The sequence below is a fragment of the Paenalcaligenes suwonensis genome (assembly GCF_011290505.1).
Classification (GTDB): domain Bacteria; phylum Pseudomonadota; class Gammaproteobacteria; order Burkholderiales; family Burkholderiaceae_B; genus Paenalcaligenes; species Paenalcaligenes suwonensis.
In genome coordinates this window covers 23,427-42,205 of record NZ_JAANPV010000012.1, presented here as the reverse complement: position 1 = coordinate 42,205, position 18,779 = coordinate 23,427, and the positions used below count along the sequence as shown (strand labels likewise).

Annotated in this window: 18 protein-coding genes, 1 tRNA gene and 1 pseudogene; 10 read left to right on the top strand and 10 right to left on the bottom strand. The window is 51.7% G+C overall.

All coding sequences use genetic code 11. The annotated features are described in order from the left end of the window. The first annotated feature begins 70 nt into the window (after positions 1-70). From GY634_RS15855 to GY634_RS15845, 3 genes are read left to right on the top strand one after another with little or no spacing between them, the layout of a single operon-like run. A complete protein-coding gene (locus GY634_RS15855; protein ID WP_166409700.1) occupies positions 71-811 on the top strand; it encodes a GNAT family N-acetyltransferase in 741 nt (246 codons plus the stop codon). Between the two features lie 14 nt (positions 812-825). Next, positions 826-1,863, top strand: coding sequence for a GNAT family N-acetyltransferase (locus GY634_RS15850; protein WP_166409699.1), 1,038 nt, complete (start codon positions 826-828; stop codon positions 1,861-1,863). 17 nt (positions 1,864-1,880) lie between these two features. Further along, complete coding sequence (locus tag GY634_RS15845) at positions 1,881-2,390, top strand: GNAT family N-acetyltransferase (protein ID WP_166409698.1); 510 nt, start codon at positions 1,881-1,883, stop codon at positions 2,388-2,390. Positions 2,391-2,422: 32 nt separating this feature from the next. Here GY634_RS15845 and GY634_RS15840 read toward each other — a convergent pair whose 3' ends face one another. Continuing rightward, a complete protein-coding gene (locus tag GY634_RS15840; protein WP_166409697.1) occupies positions 2,423-2,920 on the bottom strand; it encodes a GbsR/MarR family transcriptional regulator in 498 nt (165 codons plus the stop codon). Positions 2,921-3,008: 88 nt separating this feature from the next. Continuing rightward, on the bottom strand, positions 3,009-3,431 hold the full coding sequence (locus GY634_RS15835; protein WP_166409696.1) for an acyl-CoA thioesterase: 423 nt from the start codon (positions 3,429-3,431) through the stop codon (positions 3,009-3,011). Between the two features lie 160 nt (positions 3,432-3,591). Between GY634_RS15835 and GY634_RS15830 the strand changes: the two genes are divergently transcribed. Together GY634_RS15830 and GY634_RS15825 are read left to right on the top strand one after the other, a co-directional pair. Beyond that, complete coding sequence (locus GY634_RS15830; protein WP_166409695.1) at positions 3,592-3,984, top strand: nuclear transport factor 2 family protein; 393 nt, start codon at positions 3,592-3,594, stop codon at positions 3,982-3,984. A gap of 1 nt (position 3,985) precedes the next feature. Continuing rightward, positions 3,986-4,825: an ankyrin repeat domain-containing protein gene (locus GY634_RS15825; RefSeq protein WP_166409694.1), complete on the top strand. Its 840-nt coding sequence runs from the start codon at positions 3,986-3,988 to the stop codon at positions 4,823-4,825. Between the two features lie 73 nt (positions 4,826-4,898). Here the strand turns inward: GY634_RS15825 and GY634_RS15820 are convergent, their stop codons facing one another. The 4 genes from GY634_RS15820 to pdxR all read right to left on the bottom strand — a co-directional run bounded on the left by GY634_RS15820 (position 4,899) and on the right by pdxR (position 9,695). Beyond that, complete coding sequence (locus GY634_RS15820; RefSeq protein ID WP_207625629.1) at positions 4,899-6,260, bottom strand: NCS1 family transporter; 1,362 nt, start codon at positions 6,258-6,260, stop codon at positions 4,899-4,901. Positions 6,261-6,283: 23 nt separating this feature from the next. Further along, positions 6,284-7,027, bottom strand: coding sequence for an aspartate/glutamate racemase family protein (locus GY634_RS15815; protein ID WP_166409693.1), 744 nt, complete (start codon positions 7,025-7,027; stop codon positions 6,284-6,286). A gap of 21 nt (positions 7,028-7,048) precedes the next feature. Then, complete coding sequence (locus GY634_RS15810) at positions 7,049-7,792, bottom strand: GntR family transcriptional regulator (protein ID WP_166409692.1); 744 nt, start codon at positions 7,790-7,792, stop codon at positions 7,049-7,051. A 409-nt stretch (positions 7,793-8,201) separates the two neighbouring features. Next, positions 8,202-9,695, bottom strand: a complete 1,494-nt coding sequence (pdxR, locus tag GY634_RS15805) for a MocR-like pyridoxine biosynthesis transcription factor PdxR (protein ID WP_166409691.1) — start codon at positions 9,693-9,695, stop codon at positions 8,202-8,204. A 179-nt stretch (positions 9,696-9,874) separates the two neighbouring features. Here pdxR and GY634_RS15800 point away from each other — a divergent pair, with 179 nt between their 5' ends. From GY634_RS15800 to glyA, 5 genes are read left to right on the top strand one after another with little or no spacing between them, the layout of a single operon-like run. Further along, positions 9,875-10,708: a YggS family pyridoxal phosphate-dependent enzyme gene (locus tag GY634_RS15800; protein ID WP_166409690.1), complete on the top strand. Its 834-nt coding sequence runs from the start codon at positions 9,875-9,877 to the stop codon at positions 10,706-10,708. Next, positions 10,705-11,553, top strand: a complete 849-nt coding sequence (gene pdxK, locus GY634_RS15795; RefSeq protein WP_166409689.1) for a pyridoxine/pyridoxal/pyridoxamine kinase — start codon at positions 10,705-10,707, stop codon at positions 11,551-11,553. The genes GY634_RS15800 and pdxK overlap by 4 nt, the downstream gene beginning before the upstream one ends. A gap of 34 nt (positions 11,554-11,587) precedes the next feature. Next, the gene (trpB, locus tag GY634_RS15790; protein ID WP_166409688.1) at positions 11,588-12,820 is read left to right on the top strand and encodes a tryptophan synthase subunit beta; all 1,233 of its coding nucleotides are present in this window, start codon (positions 11,588-11,590) and stop codon (positions 12,818-12,820) included. Then, a complete protein-coding gene (gene trpA, locus GY634_RS15785) occupies positions 12,817-13,674 on the top strand; it encodes a tryptophan synthase subunit alpha (RefSeq protein ID WP_166409687.1) in 858 nt (285 codons plus the stop codon). The genes trpB and trpA overlap by 4 nt, the downstream gene beginning before the upstream one ends. A gap of 10 nt (positions 13,675-13,684) precedes the next feature. Continuing rightward, complete coding sequence (gene glyA / locus GY634_RS15780; RefSeq protein WP_166409686.1) at positions 13,685-14,953, top strand: serine hydroxymethyltransferase; 1,269 nt, start codon at positions 13,685-13,687, stop codon at positions 14,951-14,953. Between the two features lie 69 nt (positions 14,954-15,022). On the opposite strand, the gene ptsJ is transcribed toward glyA, so the two are convergent. From ptsJ to GY634_RS15760, 4 genes and pseudogenes are all read right to left on the bottom strand, one after another. Beyond that, on the bottom strand, positions 15,023-16,318 hold the full coding sequence (gene ptsJ / locus GY634_RS15775) for a MocR-like B6 salvage transcription factor PtsJ (RefSeq protein WP_166409685.1): 1,296 nt from the start codon (positions 16,316-16,318) through the stop codon (positions 15,023-15,025). A 222-nt stretch (positions 16,319-16,540) separates the two neighbouring features. Then, positions 16,541-16,771, bottom strand: a pseudogene (locus tag GY634_RS17410) (aldolase); the annotation flags it as partial. Positions 16,772-16,988: 217 nt separating this feature from the next. After that, positions 16,989-18,473: an L-lactate permease gene (locus tag GY634_RS15765; RefSeq protein ID WP_166409684.1), complete on the bottom strand. Its 1,485-nt coding sequence runs from the start codon at positions 18,471-18,473 to the stop codon at positions 16,989-16,991. A 115-nt stretch (positions 18,474-18,588) separates the two neighbouring features. Continuing rightward, positions 18,589-18,662, bottom strand: a tRNA-Cys gene (locus GY634_RS15760). Positions 18,663-18,779: the final 117 nt, after the last annotated feature.

The window sequence follows — 18,779 nt, the reverse complement described above, 5'->3', positions numbered from 1 at the left end:
CTAGGCATTTTTCTGATAAGTAGCCAGCCACTGCCACGCGCTAACGCTGAGTTTTTCCACATAAGACACCATGACACGATTTGCCGAAGCCATTTACCAATACTGGCAAGAGCCCTTTACAGGCCCCACTGTATATAGCGATGAACACCTAAGCATCAGCGTGAATCCCGCATTAGACGCCGACGAAGGTGTCACTATCTTGCACACCATCAGCAACACGCACACTTATGTGGCGCTCTTACCCGACATTGCACACGCACTACGTACTAACGGCACTCTGGATGAAAGTGCTTTGCTCACCGAACACACACTGCGCTTGGGTTTACGCAATCTAGGCATAGTGATGCATGGTGCTGATCACTTGTACTACCTGCCCAACAGCCTGCGAGAGTCGTGGTTACTCACGCCCCAAAACCCACACATACGTCAGCTAACAGAAGACGATGCCATGCTGTTTTCCAACTTGGAATATCACACTACAGACCAAGAGTTGGATCAAGCTCAAGTGGCTCTGGACGACTGGGCCGTATTTGGCGTGACCGACAACAACCAACTCGTGTCAGCAGCCAGCATTTACCCGTGGGGCAACAACAATATCCTTGATATTGGCGTGCTGACTCTGGCGACAGCGCGCGGTAAAGGCCATGCCACTCGCTTGCTGCGGGCGGTAGGGCAATACGCCATGTCACAAAGCGGCGAACTTCAATACCGTAGTCAGGCCGATAACCTTGCCTCTATCGCGCTGGCTGAAGCATCGGGATTAGCCCTATTTGGCTATTGGGAAACCCCCACCCCTAACAATCAAGAATAAAAAATCTGTACAACATGAATACCTCTCTCACACTGAAACACCGTGTGTGTGTATCCCCTACCCCGCGATTACCGGCAAGCGTTGCCGGCGTCGCATGGCGTCGCGTCTGTCACGACGATATCCCTTTATTAGTAGCGCTATCACAGGCCTGCCATGCCGTAGACTCCCCGTGGGAAGCCACATCGGCCACAGACTATGCACTTACTTTTGACGAACCCTCTGTTAACCTAGAACAAGACTCTGTCATTGGACTGGATGCTCAAGGCCGAGCCGTGGCCTACGGCTTAGTATTTGGTAGCCCCACACATAACACCTTAGTCTGGGTAGACTTAGAAGGGATGGTGCACCCTGAGCGTCGTGGCGAAGGCATAGGTACCGCCTTACTCACGTGGCAAGAAGAGCGCGGGCAGCAATTTCTTTCTACCCTTGATGCCACTGCCCCCGCTTTATTGGCTGTTGCCGCATGGAACTCCGTACAAAGCAGTTGTCAGTTAGCGCAGGAAAACGGCTATCGCACCATTAGGTCATGGCTAGAGTTAGAGCGCGAGCTAGACCACGCTTTACCTACACCTGCCTTGCCTGAGGGCTATCGCATAGAAAGCTACATAGGCAACGAAGAAGCGGCACGCGCCGTACACAACGATGCTTTCCGTGATCACTGGGGCTCACAACCTGTTAGTAAGGAAGAATGGTTACGCGATAACCAACGCGGCCCTACCCGCACCGATTTGTCCTTTGTCATCAAAGCCCCTTCTAGCAATGGCTCGGATACGGTAGTCGCCACGATTATTTGTGCTGTCCCACACGAAGATTGGCATGCTAGGGGACGACGCTTTGGCTATATACAGGTCGTAGGCGTCACCTCCCATGCCCGAGGTATGGGCTTAGCCACTGCACTAATTGCCCATGCGCTGCACTGTTTTAAACACGAGGCCCTGGATTTGGCCGTACTGAGTGTAGACGCAGAAAGCCTAACCGGAGCCGTCGCCCTGTACGAACGCTTAGGTTTTCATACGGTTCGCACGGCACTCACACTGGTTAAAGAATATTGAAGGTAGCAGTCATCAACATGAGCAATTTAGTCATACGTCGAGCAAGCGCTGCCGACGCCCCCGCTGTATTAGCGATTTTTGATGAAGTAGTCGCGTGGTTTATGAGCATAGGTAATGAACAGCAATGGGGCGTAGAACCTTGGTCATCCCAACCTCATCAACAGGCTAGAGTCACCGAAGCCTGCACCCTGCCGGGTGCTTGGGTAGTGGAAGATACAAAAGGAACCATTTTGGCCGCTTTAGTGCTGGGCGACGCCATGCCTTATGTGCCGCCCGCTAGCGAACCTGAACTCTATGTACGGTTGTTAATTGCCTCGCGCAACCCTAAAGCTAGAGGAGTAGGCAAACGCTTACTCGCCTTTGCTGACGATCAGGCTCGCTTTGCTCACGTTAACCGTTTACGCGTGGATTGCTACGGTGGAGGCTCTGGTGCCTTGATTCGGTTTTATGAATCCTGCGGCTATAAGCGCCTAAGCACCTTTGATGTAGAAGGTTGGCCAGGTCAACTATTGGGTCGCACACTGTAACAGTACTACCGTCGCCTTTTCACTCAGCGCACTTAGGACTTGGTGGAAGCACCTGGCATAGACCAGCCCGTTTCCGCCAACGTCATGAGCAAATTTTCCAATGCCATGACGGTTGCTTTATGAAAATCTTGGGCGGCTTGCACACGAGCAGTCGCGTCGGCAGGCAAATCCCCATGTTCTAACAATTCATCCACATAACCTGAAAATCGTAATGATTCGCGGATACTGTGTTCTACCGCTAAGGCAAAAGGATTATTGTGCAACTGGAAGAAATCTTGGCGTTTGCCGCGTATGGATACACGCTCAATAATGCCCAAACGCTCAAGCAAACGCGTATTGGTACTGATGCTGGCCCGACTAGCCTGTAACCGCTCAGCCAGCTCGGCAAAACTAATAGGGCCGCCATCCAACAAGAAAATACCTATTAAGCGTCCCGCAATTCGGGGCACGCCACTGGCCTCGGCTTGCAGACCATTACGCTCAATAAACTGTTCCCTTGCCTGTTGGCTGGCGGAGATTTCTTCAGTCATGTTGTCACTCGTTGTTCACTGCGCTCAGTTTAGCCCAAACGCAGAAAACACGAGCAAGTTATGCGGTTTTACCGGCGATACGCTACTTTCATTCGGTTTGTAACATCGCCAACGCTGTTTTTGCCGCGTCGGTAAGTGGTTTCTTCTGACGTGTGGTTTTGTCTGCCCACACAATCACCGTTTTCGCTACGGCGGCACACACATCACCCGAAAAAATTACCTGCTCTGTCGTAAAAGAACTGTTCCCTATATGGGTAACCTTCGTTCCTATCACGACCGAACCTGGCCAATTGATTTCAGCCAAATAATCCACTGAAATATGTGCCAGCATAAACATACTGTTCTCGTGATCTAAGGCGTATTTAGGGTCAAACAAAATGTCCACTCTACCCATCTCAATTAAGGTGATATACACCGCATTATTCAAATGACCTTGTGCATCGGTATCACGAAACCGCAGTTTTTCTACGGTATGTACGGGGTAATCCTGTAATGCATAATTCTTTTTCATTGTCTCTGTACTTCCCTGCTGCTCTAGTTGGCGAATAGATAAAGCCGTATTTTAGAGGTTAGGCTGCCTTCTTTACAGCGCTTATCCCCCTCACCATCGCTACGCCCTTTATACTAAGCAGCTAGAGTTTTACGCTTTGCTTACCGCTAGGAATATACGCATGCCCGCCATCAGTATTCATACCGTACTAGACCAATTACTCAACCAACAGCAGCTTGACTTGAGTGATGTCATTGATCGCCATTTCAGCCCTCACTACAGACAACGCACCAATGGCGTGTGGGACGATAGAACCGCCTTCACCCAACACATACGCAAGTTGCGTGAAGTCGTGGCATCGGTACGCATCGAAGTGTTAGACGAACTGCGTGACGGTAACCGCTACGCGGATAGGCATTGCGTGTATGTCACTAAACGCGATGGCTCTACCGTCGTACAAGAGGTGTATTTATTTGGTGAGCTAGACCACGAAGGCCGTTTCTTGCGCATTGAAGAAACCACCTTAATGCTAGAAGGTGCCGAGGCCGATAGAAACATTGGCAGTGTGAAGTAACATGAAAGACGATAACTCTTTGCTCTACGCCTGCGTCATTAACGACCTAGCGCTCATCACGCAACGCTTAGTCAATGTAAAGCCTGCACAGTTAAAGAAAAGCACCCAAGAAACAGGGACACCGCTACACGCCGCCGCATTAAACAACAACCGTGAAGCCGTTACCCTCTTGCTAGAATCCGGTGCTGATATTGAGTTGGGTAATTTTTTACGTAATAACGCTCTATTTGCTTGCATAGAAGCCGGCAACTTAGACATGGCCACCTTTTTGATAGAAAAAGGCTCAGACATCACGAAAAAGGGCTGCCAAAATCGCAACCTCCTAAGCCAGCTTATTTGCTATGCGTGGGACAGGGATTTCGCCGAGTACCTGATTAGTAAAGGCTGCGACGTGACGCAAACCTCGCGTGATAACTACGGTTTACTCAACGACGCCGCATGCTTAAACAACGTTGATGCCATCGATTTTCTGCTGCAATACCCTGTTGCGCCTGAGCACCTACACTCCGCCTTGTGCTGGGCCATCATCAAAAACGCACCGGCTGCCGTACACGTACTACTAGAAAACGGCGCTAACTTAGCAGACATGCATGCATCCAGAAAAGGCCTAGAAAAAGGCGTGTATCACTTAGCTGCCCTGCAAGAAAATGGCACTGAACTCATCACGTTATTAATGCAACATGGTGTGGATTTTGCTCAGGCCCCCGAGCGATCAACGGTAGTGCGATTAGATAAAACAAAGCTTAGCCCACTGGATTACGCCACGGCCCATTTAGAAAAGTGGCCAGCAGCAACGTTTTTGGTGCGTAATATAGAAGCGATGCACGCAGTTAGCGCCTAAACGCAATCTTATTCGACTCTATACAAAAAACGCCTTCGTGACGTCCGAAGGCGTTTTTTTAGAGCAAGCTACATTAGTCTTTAAAGCGCTGGCAATGGCCCCAGTTTTGCATCAGCAGGTAATACACTAACCCTGCTGGAATTAAGCTCGCGTACCAAGACACCGTAGAGAAATACAACGCAATGGCAGCCCCCACAGCAGAAGCGATAAAGCCTGCGTAATTCACACCTTTATAGGCACCATTCTCATCGTAATACTTTTCCAAGTTCAGGCGACGCTTACGAATGATGTAATAGTCCACTACCATCACAGCGAAAATCGGTCCTAAAAATGCAGAGTAGGTTTGCACAAACACCTGTAAACCCGCCGCAGACTCATCTTTTACCAGCTCCCATGGAAATGTCAGAAAAGCAGCAAAACCCACAATAATCGTGGCTGCCTTAAACGGAATTTTGAACACATCCATTAGCACATACGTAGGCGGCACGACGTTATTCAACACGTTGGTTGTCACCTGAGCGAAGGTAATAAACAGCAATGTGGCGATCAGCAACGGCTTATTATCGACAGCGCTAGAAAACACAGCAATAGGATCAGCATGCCCTGTTGCACCTGACACCATCAAGCCGATCAACCCCATGAACAATGTGCAAGGCAAAATGGACATGGCATACAAGGTAGTGAGCGGCCCACGTTTCATGCCTGTTTGCAGCTCTCGAGAATAGTCGCTGACGTTTAGCATCATGGTGCTGTAAATCCCTAGGAACAACATCGTCGCCCCCCAGAACTCTAACCCCCATGTGCCTTCAATCCCTACTAAGTTCGCATTGATTTCATCACCATATTTATTGATGACGCTGAAGAACATATACACCAGCGATACCAAAATAAACACGCTACCTATGTTTTCCAGCCACTTAATGCCTTGAAACCCTAACGTAGACAACGCAATCTGCAACAACTGAAAAACGACGAACCAAAACACGATGCTTTCGAAGCCAAATAACGAGGCCGATACCGCATTCAGTGCCCCTGCACCTACCCAACTTTGAAAGCCATACCAAACAATGGCGGGAATCGCTCTGACCAAGCCCGGAAACTTAGTTCCAGCAAACCCAAATGCACCACGCGCTTGCACCACAAACGGAATGCCGTATTTATAACCAGCAGCCCCATTTAGCGTTAGCGCAATCCCAATCACAAAGCACCCAATGGCGATAGCCAGTGTGGCTTGTAAAAGATTAAGCGTCCCAACAATACTGGACCCCATAGCAAACGTCCCTATGGAGACACACCCTCCGAACCACGCCAGTAAATACGACCACTTCCCCATGATACGCACACCTTGTGGGGCTAGTGACTCTTCTCCTGCGGCTTTAGTTTGTACTTCTTGCTGTTGGGTCGTCTGCCCCGTTTGTTCTATTGATTGAGTCATGTCTCTCTCCTTTTGTACTGGTCTTACGCCATGTCTATATCGCTCAAATATGCATACTTACCTGTAAATTTTTTACTCAATGGAAAATTCAAATCACCAAACTTGCTGGTGTGTACCCCAAGTCCTACTAATGCCTCAGCCAACTTCACTGCCGCAGTTACGCCTTCAATGACAGGCATTTGCACAGCATCACTAATACGGTGCCTAAGATCAGCCATGCCACCGCAGCCCAACACTACGGCACCAATTCCATCTTCTGCTTTGGCGCGCAAACACTCCTCCACGATGAGCTGAAAAGCAGCGTCACCGTCTTCCTCTAACGCCAAGACGGGTATTTCTGCTGCACGAACTCGACGGCAATGCTCTTTAAATCCGTACTGTTCTAGAAGATGTTCAGCAATAATCCCCGTACGACTTAAGGTAGTCACAATAGAAAAACGGGTGCTCACCATGGTCGCCACATGGAATGCTGCCTCGGCTATGCCTATCACCGGGGCTCGCGTCATTTCACGTGCAGCCAATAGACCAGGGTCTCCAAAACACGCCAGGATGTAAGCATCCACTCCCTCTTTTTCGCCCTTACGTATTTCCTCCAATACGCCTACAGCAGCAATAGCCTCGTCATAGTGCGATTCGATAGAAACAGGGCCATCCGCCGGGTTAGTAGCAGAAATACGCGTACCTGCACTCGCAACCTCCTTGCCCGCCTCGCCTATTTTGGCTGTCATCGGGGCTGTAGTATTTGGGTTAATCAAACGGATATGCATGCTTGTGTCCTCACATAAGTGCTAAGACTCTCGTTGCCCCACTCGGCTGAGAATAGCTTTTAAGTCCAGACTGCCTGTCTCGCTACGTTCTAGAACCACACTGCGTTCAATATCACGCAAATGTGCGTCCATCCATTGCTGCGCCGCCTCTACATCTTTCTGTCGTAAAAGCTTCAACATTTCCTGATGCTGGCTAGGAGGGCAACTGCAAGACTGCGAGCCACCAAAAGTGGCAATGACTAGCGAAGTCCTTGCCACTAAGTCCTCAAGAATGTCAGCCACCACATCATTGCCCGACACCCTTGCTAAACACGTGTGAAATTGCCCCGATAGAAAGATAGATTTGCGCCGGTCTTGAGCTTGAACTGCCTCGTTTTCCTGATTGGCAATATCTTCTATCTCGCGTAGACGTTCATCTGTCGCGTTCCTCACCACACAAGGCAATACACCCACTTCAATCATGCGACGCGCCGCAAAGAGGTCACGCGCCTCTTTGATACTGGGCTGCGCCACTGAGGCGCCATGATGCAGACGGATATCTACCAACTTGTCATGCGCCAACGACTGGAACACCTTCCGAATGCTAGTTCTACTAACCCCGTAACTTTCCGCCAAGACGTCTTCTGGCAGCCTAGTACCAGGCTCTAAGTGGTGCTCCACAATGGCCTGATAGAGGTGCTCATAGATAGCCTCATCTTTGCTTTCACGTCGCTTCAGTCCCGATGGTTTGATTACTGATGAAGGCTTACGTTTGGACTCACTCATAACCTACCTTTATATGATTCTATTTATGACATCTATTCCCCAGACATCCTGTACAAACTCTTTTTTTTATGATTTTCGTTTCCATCAGTTTAGTATTGTATACGAAGTTGTATACAAAAAAATGTTTAGTATTTACCCTTAATAAATAAAAATACATTTACATTTCAATAACATACTGAAAAACCAAAAACCCAATCAACTGAAAAATCCTCAATAAAAATCAAGTAAATTAAAATTTCGAATACGAAATTAAAAACAATACCCACACATTAGTCCTGCTGCGACCAAGTCGTCCTCTTCCCCGTATAGGCACAAAAAAGCCCGCACAAGGCGGGCTTTAACCTCTATACGACCGTGATACTCATGCACTACAACATACGCCTATGTAAGGCTCTCTCTTTTCACACCATTACATCGGCTTCAACGCCTGCAACACATGCGCCAACTTCTTCACCCCCACTTCCATCTCACCGGGGGTATGCGCAGCAAAGCCCATCAAAAACCCCGATCTATGCTTATCCGACGCATGCAAAGCCGTTAAGCCCAATAGGTCTATGCCTGCACGCTTAGCCGTCGCCACAGCCACGGCTTCCGGTATAGGCTGTGTTAACAAGCACGGCATTTGCATCCCGCCAGTTGGCACACGTGGTTCTAAAAAATCTGCCAGATGCGTGCGTACTAAGCGCTCTAATACATCACGCCGTTCGGCATACACTGCCCGCATCGTACGTATGTGAGCCCCAAAATGCCCGCCCTCAATAAACCTTGCCAGCGTTAGTTGGGGGATAGGCGCGCTGTGCCCGTCTAGCAAGGTACGCGCTACAGTCATGGGCTGCACCAACTGCGGGGGCAGGATCATATAGCCTATGCGTAATCCAGGAAATAACGACTTGCTAAAAGTGCCTATATAAATGGTGCGTTCGTGCTGGTCTAAGCCTTGGACGCAGGCTTTGGGTTTACTGGCATAGTGAAATTCGCTGTCATAGTCGTCTTCAATGATCCATGCTTGCTCCCGTTGCGCCCACTCTATGATGGCTAAGCGCCTGTCCAATGCCAGTGTTGCCCCCGTCGGAAACTGGTGCGACGGCGTGAGGAACACCGCTTTCGCGCCGGCCTCTGCCTGTGCGGCCTGCAATAACTCTACCTTTATGCCATCAGCATCTAAAGGCACGGGCACACAGGCTAAGCCCGCTGCATCAAAGGCTTTTCTCGCGCCGTGATACACAGGGTCTTCAACAAAAATTCGGTCGCCTGCGTCCAGCAACACAGTGGCGCACAAGGTTAATGCTTGCTGTGAACTGGTCAAGATGAGCACCCTGTCTGGCGTAGCATGGGCACCGCGCTCTAGGTTGACGTAATCCGCAATGGCTCTACGCAGCGTTTCTATTCCTTGTGGGGCGCTGTGCAGCAAGGCTTGTGTGCCATATTGCTTTAACTCTAAGCGCTGTAAGCGTTCCCATGTATGCAGAGGGAAATTACGGGTTTCAGGCACACCTGGAGCAAAAGCACGCGGCGCAACAAAATCGCGCAAACCACCGCTGGCAAACATCGCTGTACCGCGTTGGCTTAGACGCAGCACAGGCTTGGCCGCACTAGCCCGACGCACTACCCCTCGACCGGGTAAATGCTGTACTTGTTCTGAGACAAACGTACCACTGCCTGTACGGCGCTCAATAAACCCTTCCACATGCAATTGGCTATAGGCCTCTTCTACCGTCCCTCGCGATACTCCTAGCGACGCAGACAACGCTCTTGACGCTGGCAACGCCTGACCTACGTTCAGCGCACCGTCCAAAATCAGTTGGCGCACAGCCAGTCGTATACGCACATGCAGTGGCAACGCGTCATGCGCTGGGTCGTTCATCCATGCTTTAACGGATTCTAATTGGGCATGCTTAAACAATGGTCTATACACCTTACAAAAAGTGGCTATGAATACTAGGCCACTTAAGAGGTATAAAACAGTTAGGCCTTTGTCGCAATGTTGTGTTTCTCGCCAACCACACCTAGGCCTGCGCTTTGCTCACTCGTTACCGTCTGCGCACGGTAGCCGTTTCACTCTTGATCAAAAAGGGGTAAGTAATGTCGGAAGCTATAGGCACTCAAACCCGCCACGACAAACACGGGCTCTATCCTCAGGCCACATCAGTTGAAGACTTCAAGCAAAATATTGCTGCCGTACAGGCACGTATCACCGCCGCCTGCCTGCGCTCAGGGCGTGACCCGGCCAGTGTACGCCTGCTACCCGTTAGCAAAACCAAACCCGAATCCAGCTTACGTTTAGCACATGCGGCGGGCTGTACGCTTCTGGGTGAGAACAAAGTGCAAGAGGCCTACCGCAAATGGGAAGCCATGCAAGATTTAACGAATTTGCACTGGTCTGTGATTGGGCATTTGCAAACCAATAAAGCCAAGCTAGTCGCCAAATTCGCCAGTGAATTCCAAGCCCTAGATAGCTTACGCGTGGCCGAAGCTTTAGACCGACGCTTACAAGCCGAAGGTCGGTCCTTGGATGTGTTCGTACAAGTTAATACCTCAGGGGAAGTCAGCAAATATGGCCTAGACCCCAAGGACGTGCAGGCGTTTGTCAACCAACTACCTGCCTTCTCGGCCTTGCGTGTACGGGGCTTCATGACCTTAGCCTTGTTTTCGGCAGAAGCTGAACGTGTACGCCAATGCTTTATTTTGCTGCGTAACCTACGAGATCAGCTACGCCAAAGCGCCCCCGCTGGTATGTCGCTAGACGAGCTATCCATGGGTATGTCGGGCGACTTTGAGATCGCCATTGAAGAAGGCTCCACCATCGTGCGGGTAGGACAAGCCATCTTTGGCGCCAGACCCTTACCGGATAGCTACTACTGGCCTACTGCTGGTGCCGGTGACCCCGACAACGCTGCTTCAAGTGAGCTGCCATGAACCCACTAGCGATTGATGTAGTCTCCATACAATCCCAGGTGGTGTATGGACGCGTAGGCAACAACGTTGCTGTGCCTACCTTAGAGGCCTTAGGGCTATCAGTTGCGGCGGTACCTACCGTGCTATTTAGTAATACGCCGCACTACCCCTCTATGCACGGTGGCAACATCGCCATAGAGTGGTTCGAGGGTTATCTGCAAGACTTAGCCGCACGCGGTGCGCTGCGATCCTTACGTGCGCTCTTGGTAGGTTATTTAGGCAGCCCATCTCACGCTCTTGCTCTACTGCGGTGGGCGCATAACCTGTCTAGAGCAGGCATGAACCCACGCATCGTCATCGACCCAGTACTGGGCGATCACGACCACGGCATTTATGTGGACGACCGACTGGTGCAAACCTATAGCCGCGACTTACTCCCCATGGCTGATGGCCTCACCCCCAACGGTTTTGAGCTAGCACAACTAAGCGGCATGCCTGTAGACACAGTAGAAAATGTGATTACTGCTGCCCGCAGCTTGCTCACTGCAAAAACACAATGGATTGCCGTCACCAGCGCAGCGCCTGACACCTGGGTACCCGGCGAGATGAAGGTGGTTTTGGTCACCCGCACCGATGCTGAAGTCATCACACACCCGCGTTTAGACGCTGCCCCCAAGGGCACCGGCGATCTATTTTGTGCAGCGCTAACTGGCCATTGGCTAAACGGTACCAGCCTACCTAAAGCGGCTTTTTTAGCCTGTCAGCAAGTGGTATTGGCCTTGCGTCACACCCAACAAGCCCAGTGCGCCGAACTGCTGCTATCACCTGTTATGCGCTATCCCACGATGGCAGATATGCACCTGTAGCGCCTACAGAACACCGTATCCGGAGATTCACCCCATGACCACACAGCCTCATTCTTATGAGTCTGGCGAAGACGGCTTTTTCGGCCCTTTTGGCGGTTGCTTCGTCAGTGAAACCTTAGCGCAGGCAGTAGAAGAACTACGCTTAGCCTATGCCCATTACCGTAACGACCCCGCTTTTATTGCTGAGTTTCACGAGGAGCTCGCAGACTATGTAGGTAGGCCATCGCCAGTCTATTACGCCAAACGCTTAAGCGAGGAAACGGGTGGTGCACGCATTTTCTTAAAGCGTGAAGACCTCAACCACACTGGCGCGCACAAAATCAATAACGTGATAGGCCAAGCTATGTTGGCTAAGCGTATGGGTAAACACCGTATCATCGCCGAAACCGGTGCGGGTCAGCATGGGGTTGCCGTTGCCACCATTTGTGCTCGCTATGGTTTGGAGTGCGTGATTTACATGGGTAGCACCGACATGCAACGCCAGCAGCCCAACGTACAGCGTATGCAGCTTTTGGGGGCAACGGTTACGCCAGTGACTACCGGTAGCTGCACCTTAAAAGACGCCATGAATGACGCCATCCGCGACTGGGTGGCACATGTAGACGACACCTTTTACCTGATTGGCTCGGTAGCCGGTATGCACCCCTACCCCACTATGGTGCGTGACTTTCAAACCGTCATCGGCAAAGAGTGCTTGCTACAAGTACCCGCCTTATTTCAACGCTTAGGCCTGTCGCAATCACTGCCTGATGCGGTGATAGCCTGCGTAGGTGGTGGCAGTAATGCGATGGGTATTTTTCACCCTTACCTAGAACATGAGTCTGTGCGACTTATAGGCGTAGAAGCGGCTGGGATGGGGCTGGACTCTGGACTGCATGCGTCCTCTATTCAGCGCGGTAGCACTGGCGTGCTGCATGGCAGTCGTTCGCTGATTCTGCAAGATGACCTAGGCCAAGTGCAACAAACCCATAGCATTAGCGCCGGCTTAGACTACCCCGGTGTAGGCCCGGAACACGCCTGGCTGCATGAGCTAGGCAGAGCCGAATACGTAGGAATCACCGACGCCGAAGCCTTACACGCCTTTCACCAACTGTGTCGCGTAGAAGGCATTATCCCTGCCCTAGAAGCCAGCCATGCTGTGGCCTATGCCATCAAACTGGCTGCTACCTTAACTAACGAACACACCATCTTAGTGAACCTCTCTGGTCGCGGTGACAAAGACATGGAAACCGTCGTCAATAGTTCTCTACACAGGGAGGCATCATGAGCCGAATAGACGCTACCTTTGAACGGTTACGTGCCCAATCCCGTAAAGCGCTGATTCCCTACGTAACTGCTGGCTTCCCACACGCCGACATCACCCCCGCCTTGATGCATGTACTCGTAGAAGCGGGAGCAGACATTATCGAGTTAGGTGTACCTTTTTCTGACCCGTCTGCCGATGGCCCCACCATACAAGCCGCAGGGGAATATGCCTTACGACACGGCATGGGCCTACCTAAAGTACTAGAGCAGGTTCGCCTTTTTAGGCAAATCAACACCGAGACACCCGTGGTGCTCATGGGTTATGCCAACCCCATAGAACGCTACGACCAATTACGCCACGTAGGCGCCTTTGCAGAAGATGCCGCTGCCGCAGGGGTAGATGGCGTCTTAGTCGTGGACTACCCTCCCGCTGCGTCTTCTACCTTGGCGGCACAACTTAAAGCACAAGGTGTAGACCTTATTTTTCTGTTAGCCCCTACCTCTAGCGAGCAACGCATACAAGACATTGCGGAACGCGCCAGCGGCTACGTCTATGGTGTATCCATTAAAGGGGTAACTGGCGCACGTACGCTAGACCCTGCCCACGTAGAACATATGCTGTCACGTATACGCCGCCATGTTTCCATTCCCATCGGCATAGGCTTTGGCATACGCGATGCAGAAACTGCCCGCGCCATCGCCCGTATGGCAGATGCCGTCATTATTGGATCGTGGCTGATTGAACGCTTAGCCAACCACGAAGCCGCCACCGCGCTGGAAATCGCCAGCGACGTGATCAGCGACATTCGCCGCCACTTGGATTTGGACATACCCGAGTCCGCACGCACGACTAAACCTCTACCCTTACGCCCATAGGATGCGAACCATGTATAACGCCTCTCTTACCCTATCCGACTTCGACCCCATGCTCGCCGCCGCTTTAGAGCGCGAAGAGCATCGCCAAGAAGATCACGTAGAACTCATTGCCTCTGAGAACTATGCCAGCCCCTTGGTCATGGCTATTCAAAACTCGGTATTCACCAATAAATATGCCGAAGGCTACCCCGGCCGACGCTACTACAGCGGCTGCGAAAACGTGGATGTAGCAGAAAGCCTTGCCATTGAGCGCCTAAAACAACTGTTTGACTGCGACTACGTGAACGTACAGCCCCACGCTGGCGCACAAGCCAACGCTGCCGTGTTCTTGGCCTTAGCCCAGCCTGGTGACACCGTCATGGGCATGAACTTAGCCCAAGGCGGCCACCTCACACACGGTAACCCCTCTAACTTCTCGGGCCGCCACTACAAAATCGTCCCTTACGGTCTAGACCCAAAAACCGGGTTAATTGACTACGACGACATGGAGCGCATTGCCCTTGAGACCCGCCCCCGTATGTTGATTGGTGGGTTCTCGGCCTACTCGCGTCATAAAGACTGGGCGCGCATGCGTGAAATCGCCGATAAAGTAGGCGCCATATTCTGGGTAGACATGGCGCACGTTGCCGGATTAGTGGCTGCTGGCGAATACCCTAACCCTATCCCCCACGCGCACGTAGTGACAAGCACCACGCATAAAACCCTGCGCGGGCCACGCGGCGGCATTATCTTGGCTAAAGGGCAAAGCGAAGACTTCTACAAAAAACTGGATTCCGCCGTCTTCCCTGGCATTCAAGGTGGCCCGTTGATGCACACCATCGCCGCCAAAGCCATCGCCTTCAAAGAAGCGCTGCAACCCGACTTTAAAGAGTACCAACGCCAAGTCATCACCAATGCCAGAGCCATGGCGGCTGTGCTGATGAAACGCGGCTACCAAATCGTGTCGGGCGGTACCGACAACCACTTGATGCTCATCGACTTATCCAGCAAACCTTATACCGGTAAAGATGCCGATGCCGCACTCAGCAACGCGTACATCACCACGAATAAGAACTCCGTACCTAACGACCCCCGCTCACCCTTTGTGACTTCGGGCGTACGCATAGGCACACCCGCAGTCACCACACGCGGTTTTGGTGTAGCGGAATGTGAGGAATTAGCGGGCTGGTTGTGTGATGTGCTAGATGCGTTGGAAGCAGGAAACTTGGATGACGTAACAGCGCGAGTACGTGAGCAGATCGTAACGCTGTGCCGTCAGTTTCCGGTGTATGGCAACTAACTACTACGCCTAAAACTAAGGGAGGCATTGGCCTCCCTTAGCTTTATTAGCACGTAAACAACTTCTTATTTACCCCAAACTACCTCTAATATCCTGCGCCAATTGTTCGCATTGCTCGGGGCTGATATCAGCAATAGTAATGCGCAAGCCGTTCACGCTGTCATCCACAGCTAAGCTGCTGCCATGTCTAACTAGCCAGCCACGTCGAGCTAAGGCTAAAGCCACGGCTTGATCATCGCCTTGCAAGGGTAGCCACAAGTTCAGCCCGTCGCTGTCTTTCTGAAACGCTATACCCTGCTTGCCCAAGGCATGCTCTAAGCTCTGCCTGCGTTGGCGGTAATCGTGCTTGGCGCGCTCTATCACTTCGCTGGTGCTGGGGTCCGTGACGATAGCCTCCACCACATCTTGCAGTAAATGGCTGACCCAACTGGTGCCCGAGGCCAAGCGCAAGCGTAGCTCTTTAGAGGTGGCTTTGTCGCTCGCCACAGCGGCCACTCGCATGTCGGGGCCCAAGGCTTTAGAAAATGAACGTACCAACGCCCAGCGCGTAGAACTCTCTGGTATTACGGAGTAGTAGGTCGCCGTAGACAATAGCGCAAAGTGATCGTCGACGATCACCAACACATTGGGGTACTGTGCGAGTACCCGCGAGAGTTCTTGCGCTCGTTTTTTACTTAAGCTGCAACCCGTGGGGTTGTGCGCACGCGGGGTCAGTAAAACGGCTCTGGCTCCTTTACGCAGGGCTTCGTCTAAGGCGCTGACCTGCATACCGTCATCATCCACCGCTACGCCCGTAGCCTGCAGCCCCAACGCACCTAAGCTATGTAAGCTGCTTAGAAAGCACGGGTTTTCTACGGCTACTTTGTCACCCGCAACCAAATACGCCCCCAGTAAACGCTCTATGGCATCGACTGCTCCGTGCGTTAGGTCTATCTCGAAACTCTTTGGGCAATCTGGCTGCATCCAGCGCTGAATGTAGTGCTGTAAGCCTGCATTTACTGTAGGTTCCCCATACAGTCTGGGTGTATAGGGTTTGCGTTGTAAGGCTGCTGCCACATCTGGCAACCATTTGGCATTGGGGTTGCCACTGGCTAAATCGGTTAAGGGCGAATCCGCTTGGGCGCCTTCTTGGTCACTGGACTCATACTGATTACGGATGATGGTACCTAGGCGCCCATGTGTGGTCGCAATGCCCGCCACCACTAACCGTCTATACGCCGCCGCCACAGTATTTCTGCTGATGCCCAACTGCACGGCCAAATCACGTACGGGGGGCAGTGAATCGCCTGAACGCAATTGCTGTGATTGTGCCAAGGTACGCACACAATCAAAGATTTCCGCCGCGGTTTTGCCGTGTATAGCCATAGTGTTCCGTGAAAATAATCAGGCCTAAATGGGCCAAAAATGCTGTGCTCGTAGGGCTAGTTCTGCCAAACGTAGGTGTACGTTATGTAGAACGTCGTTGCAGACTATGCAGAATTTTGCCATAGCCTACTCTGCGACGCGACCTCTTCCCTATTTACACCCTTTCCCCTACCCACCACTACCGTGATAAAGCACCGAATTTACGGTGCCTGTAACGATCATTTAGCGTATGCAGTCTGCATGAATCGCATTTTTAAGCATGCGTCGCACGTAATACTGAAAAGAAATGCTATAGCGTTTGGGGCGTGGCACCCAGTCATGCGCCTCTTTGCCCAGTGCAGGATCTATAGGTTTGATATCCCCCGCGCTGCTAGCCAGTAGCTGCATCTGCGCAGCACGCTCAAACGCCAAGGCCAACATACACGCCTCTTCCACGCTGGAGCCTGCCACCAACCCGAGTCATGGCCGTTATCAAACAAGATTCTGCAGGTCAGCGCCAACTTCTGGCGTAACGTATAGCTGTTGTCTTGAAACTGCTGCTCTATCTGCGTGGTAGATTGCGACACCAGTGTGGCTTTATCTAGGTGAAATGTAGTAGGTGTTGCCATGTCTTCTCCTTGTAACGGCACAACAAAAACTCCAGCAGCAGGCATCGCTACAACCTAGACAGTCAGGTATAGAGCATCACGCCTACCGCTACCCCCATCAACAACATCAATGCGACTAGCGCGAACGGTAATAACTGCGCATAAACCTGTCTTTCCTGCCCTCGCCCGTTAGATAAGGTAGCGGCAATGGACATGCGCACGGGCGAGAACAAGCCTAGCGACATGCCCGACACCTGCTGTAAAGCAGCTACAGCAGGCACACTTAACCCCGCCTGCACGGCCAAAGCCACTTGTGAAGGTAAAAAGAGACTGTTTCCGGGGTTGCCGCTGTTGGTCAGAATGCCAAAAGCGCCCGATAGTGGTGGGGTTAACAGAATGGTTTTCTCGCCCAGCTCGTTAAAGATTGCCACGGCAAAAGCGCCTGAAATCCCTGACGCAGTTAATACTTCCGCCATCATCGCAAACAGAAATACCGCCAGCACGGCGTGCTTACCGGTAGCCCAGGCACTTTTGGCCTCGGCTCCTAGCACCGACGGCTGCCCACGTACCCACGCTGTCACAATACTCCCCACGATTAGCCACGAACCAGCGTGAAATAGCGGTACCCACGACGGCAAGTCAGCAAAAGGGGTAACTCGCCCTATGCTATCTAGCGTGCTGCGTAACTCGGGGATCAAGCGTGTTAAGGCTAAACAGCCAATCAATATGGCGTAAGGTAGTACTTTGGTTGCTGCCGCCACCGCTTGATCACGACTAGGCTTGGTATCCAGCACATAGCGCAATACGATCAGTGGCCCATACGCGGCTAGCAAGGCAGTCTCTGGCCCTAATGCAGCTGTTGTAGCCGCTAAAAACAGCATGCAGGTCGCTACCCACGCTACCTCGCGCAAGCATTCGTTTCTGCTGACAGCGATACCTGCTTTATGCGCGGTTTGCCAAAATAGACTTAGCCACACCAACATCAATAACGCCACAGGCAGTACCGAGTACAACCCCAGTTGCACTGCCGGTAAACGTGCATACGCCGCCGCTAATATTGTGCCGCTGCTCATTGCTCCCCATGGGATCACCGTTTGGCTAAGCAGCGCAAACACCATGAGATGGCGTGGAGCAAAACCCAAATGGCGAATTAACATCACGGTGCCCAGCATGCCCACCCCGAAACCGGTAGCTGACTCGGCAAAAGGCCCCACCAAGAAACAAGCAAAAAACACAAAGCGGCGCTTTGCTACCGTGCTATCGCTGTTGCTACCTAGCAATTGCTCTACAGAAGATTGGGGGGATAGTTTTGCAGGTGCGCGTGCAGCCACTTGCCAGAACATCAGTCCACCTAAGATATACGGCGCGATCACCGTGCCTATCCATAAGCCGCGCAGCAATGCCACATAGAGCTGATGGCTGTCGAACAACAGGCTAGGGCCGGTCCACAACGCAACAGGTACAGCACAAGCTAATCCGAGGGTGGCGGCAATCGTGGTGTTGACTCGACCGCTAAGTATGGCGGCCAATAAAGTCAACGTGGGCAGGGACCACAAGAAATACGTCATTCAGTGTTGTTGCTCTACTAAGACGGTAGGCCGCCCAGCGGCCAAATGTCCATTCTGCCTGAATTTATCGTGTCGTTGTACACGAACGTTGACATTCAGAACCCCGATAAAAGGATGGAGGCGCGGGCTGGAATTAAACCAACCTACATGGATTTGCAATCCACCGCATCATCACTCTGCCACCGCGCCATCTTTTGTCATGGGACAAACTGTATTATTATCTATGTCAAACTTTTTAGCAAGTGTTCATGGTGTGTACCCGCCACAGCCGTACTGCATGACTCCACACTTGCTGTTGTTGTTCCC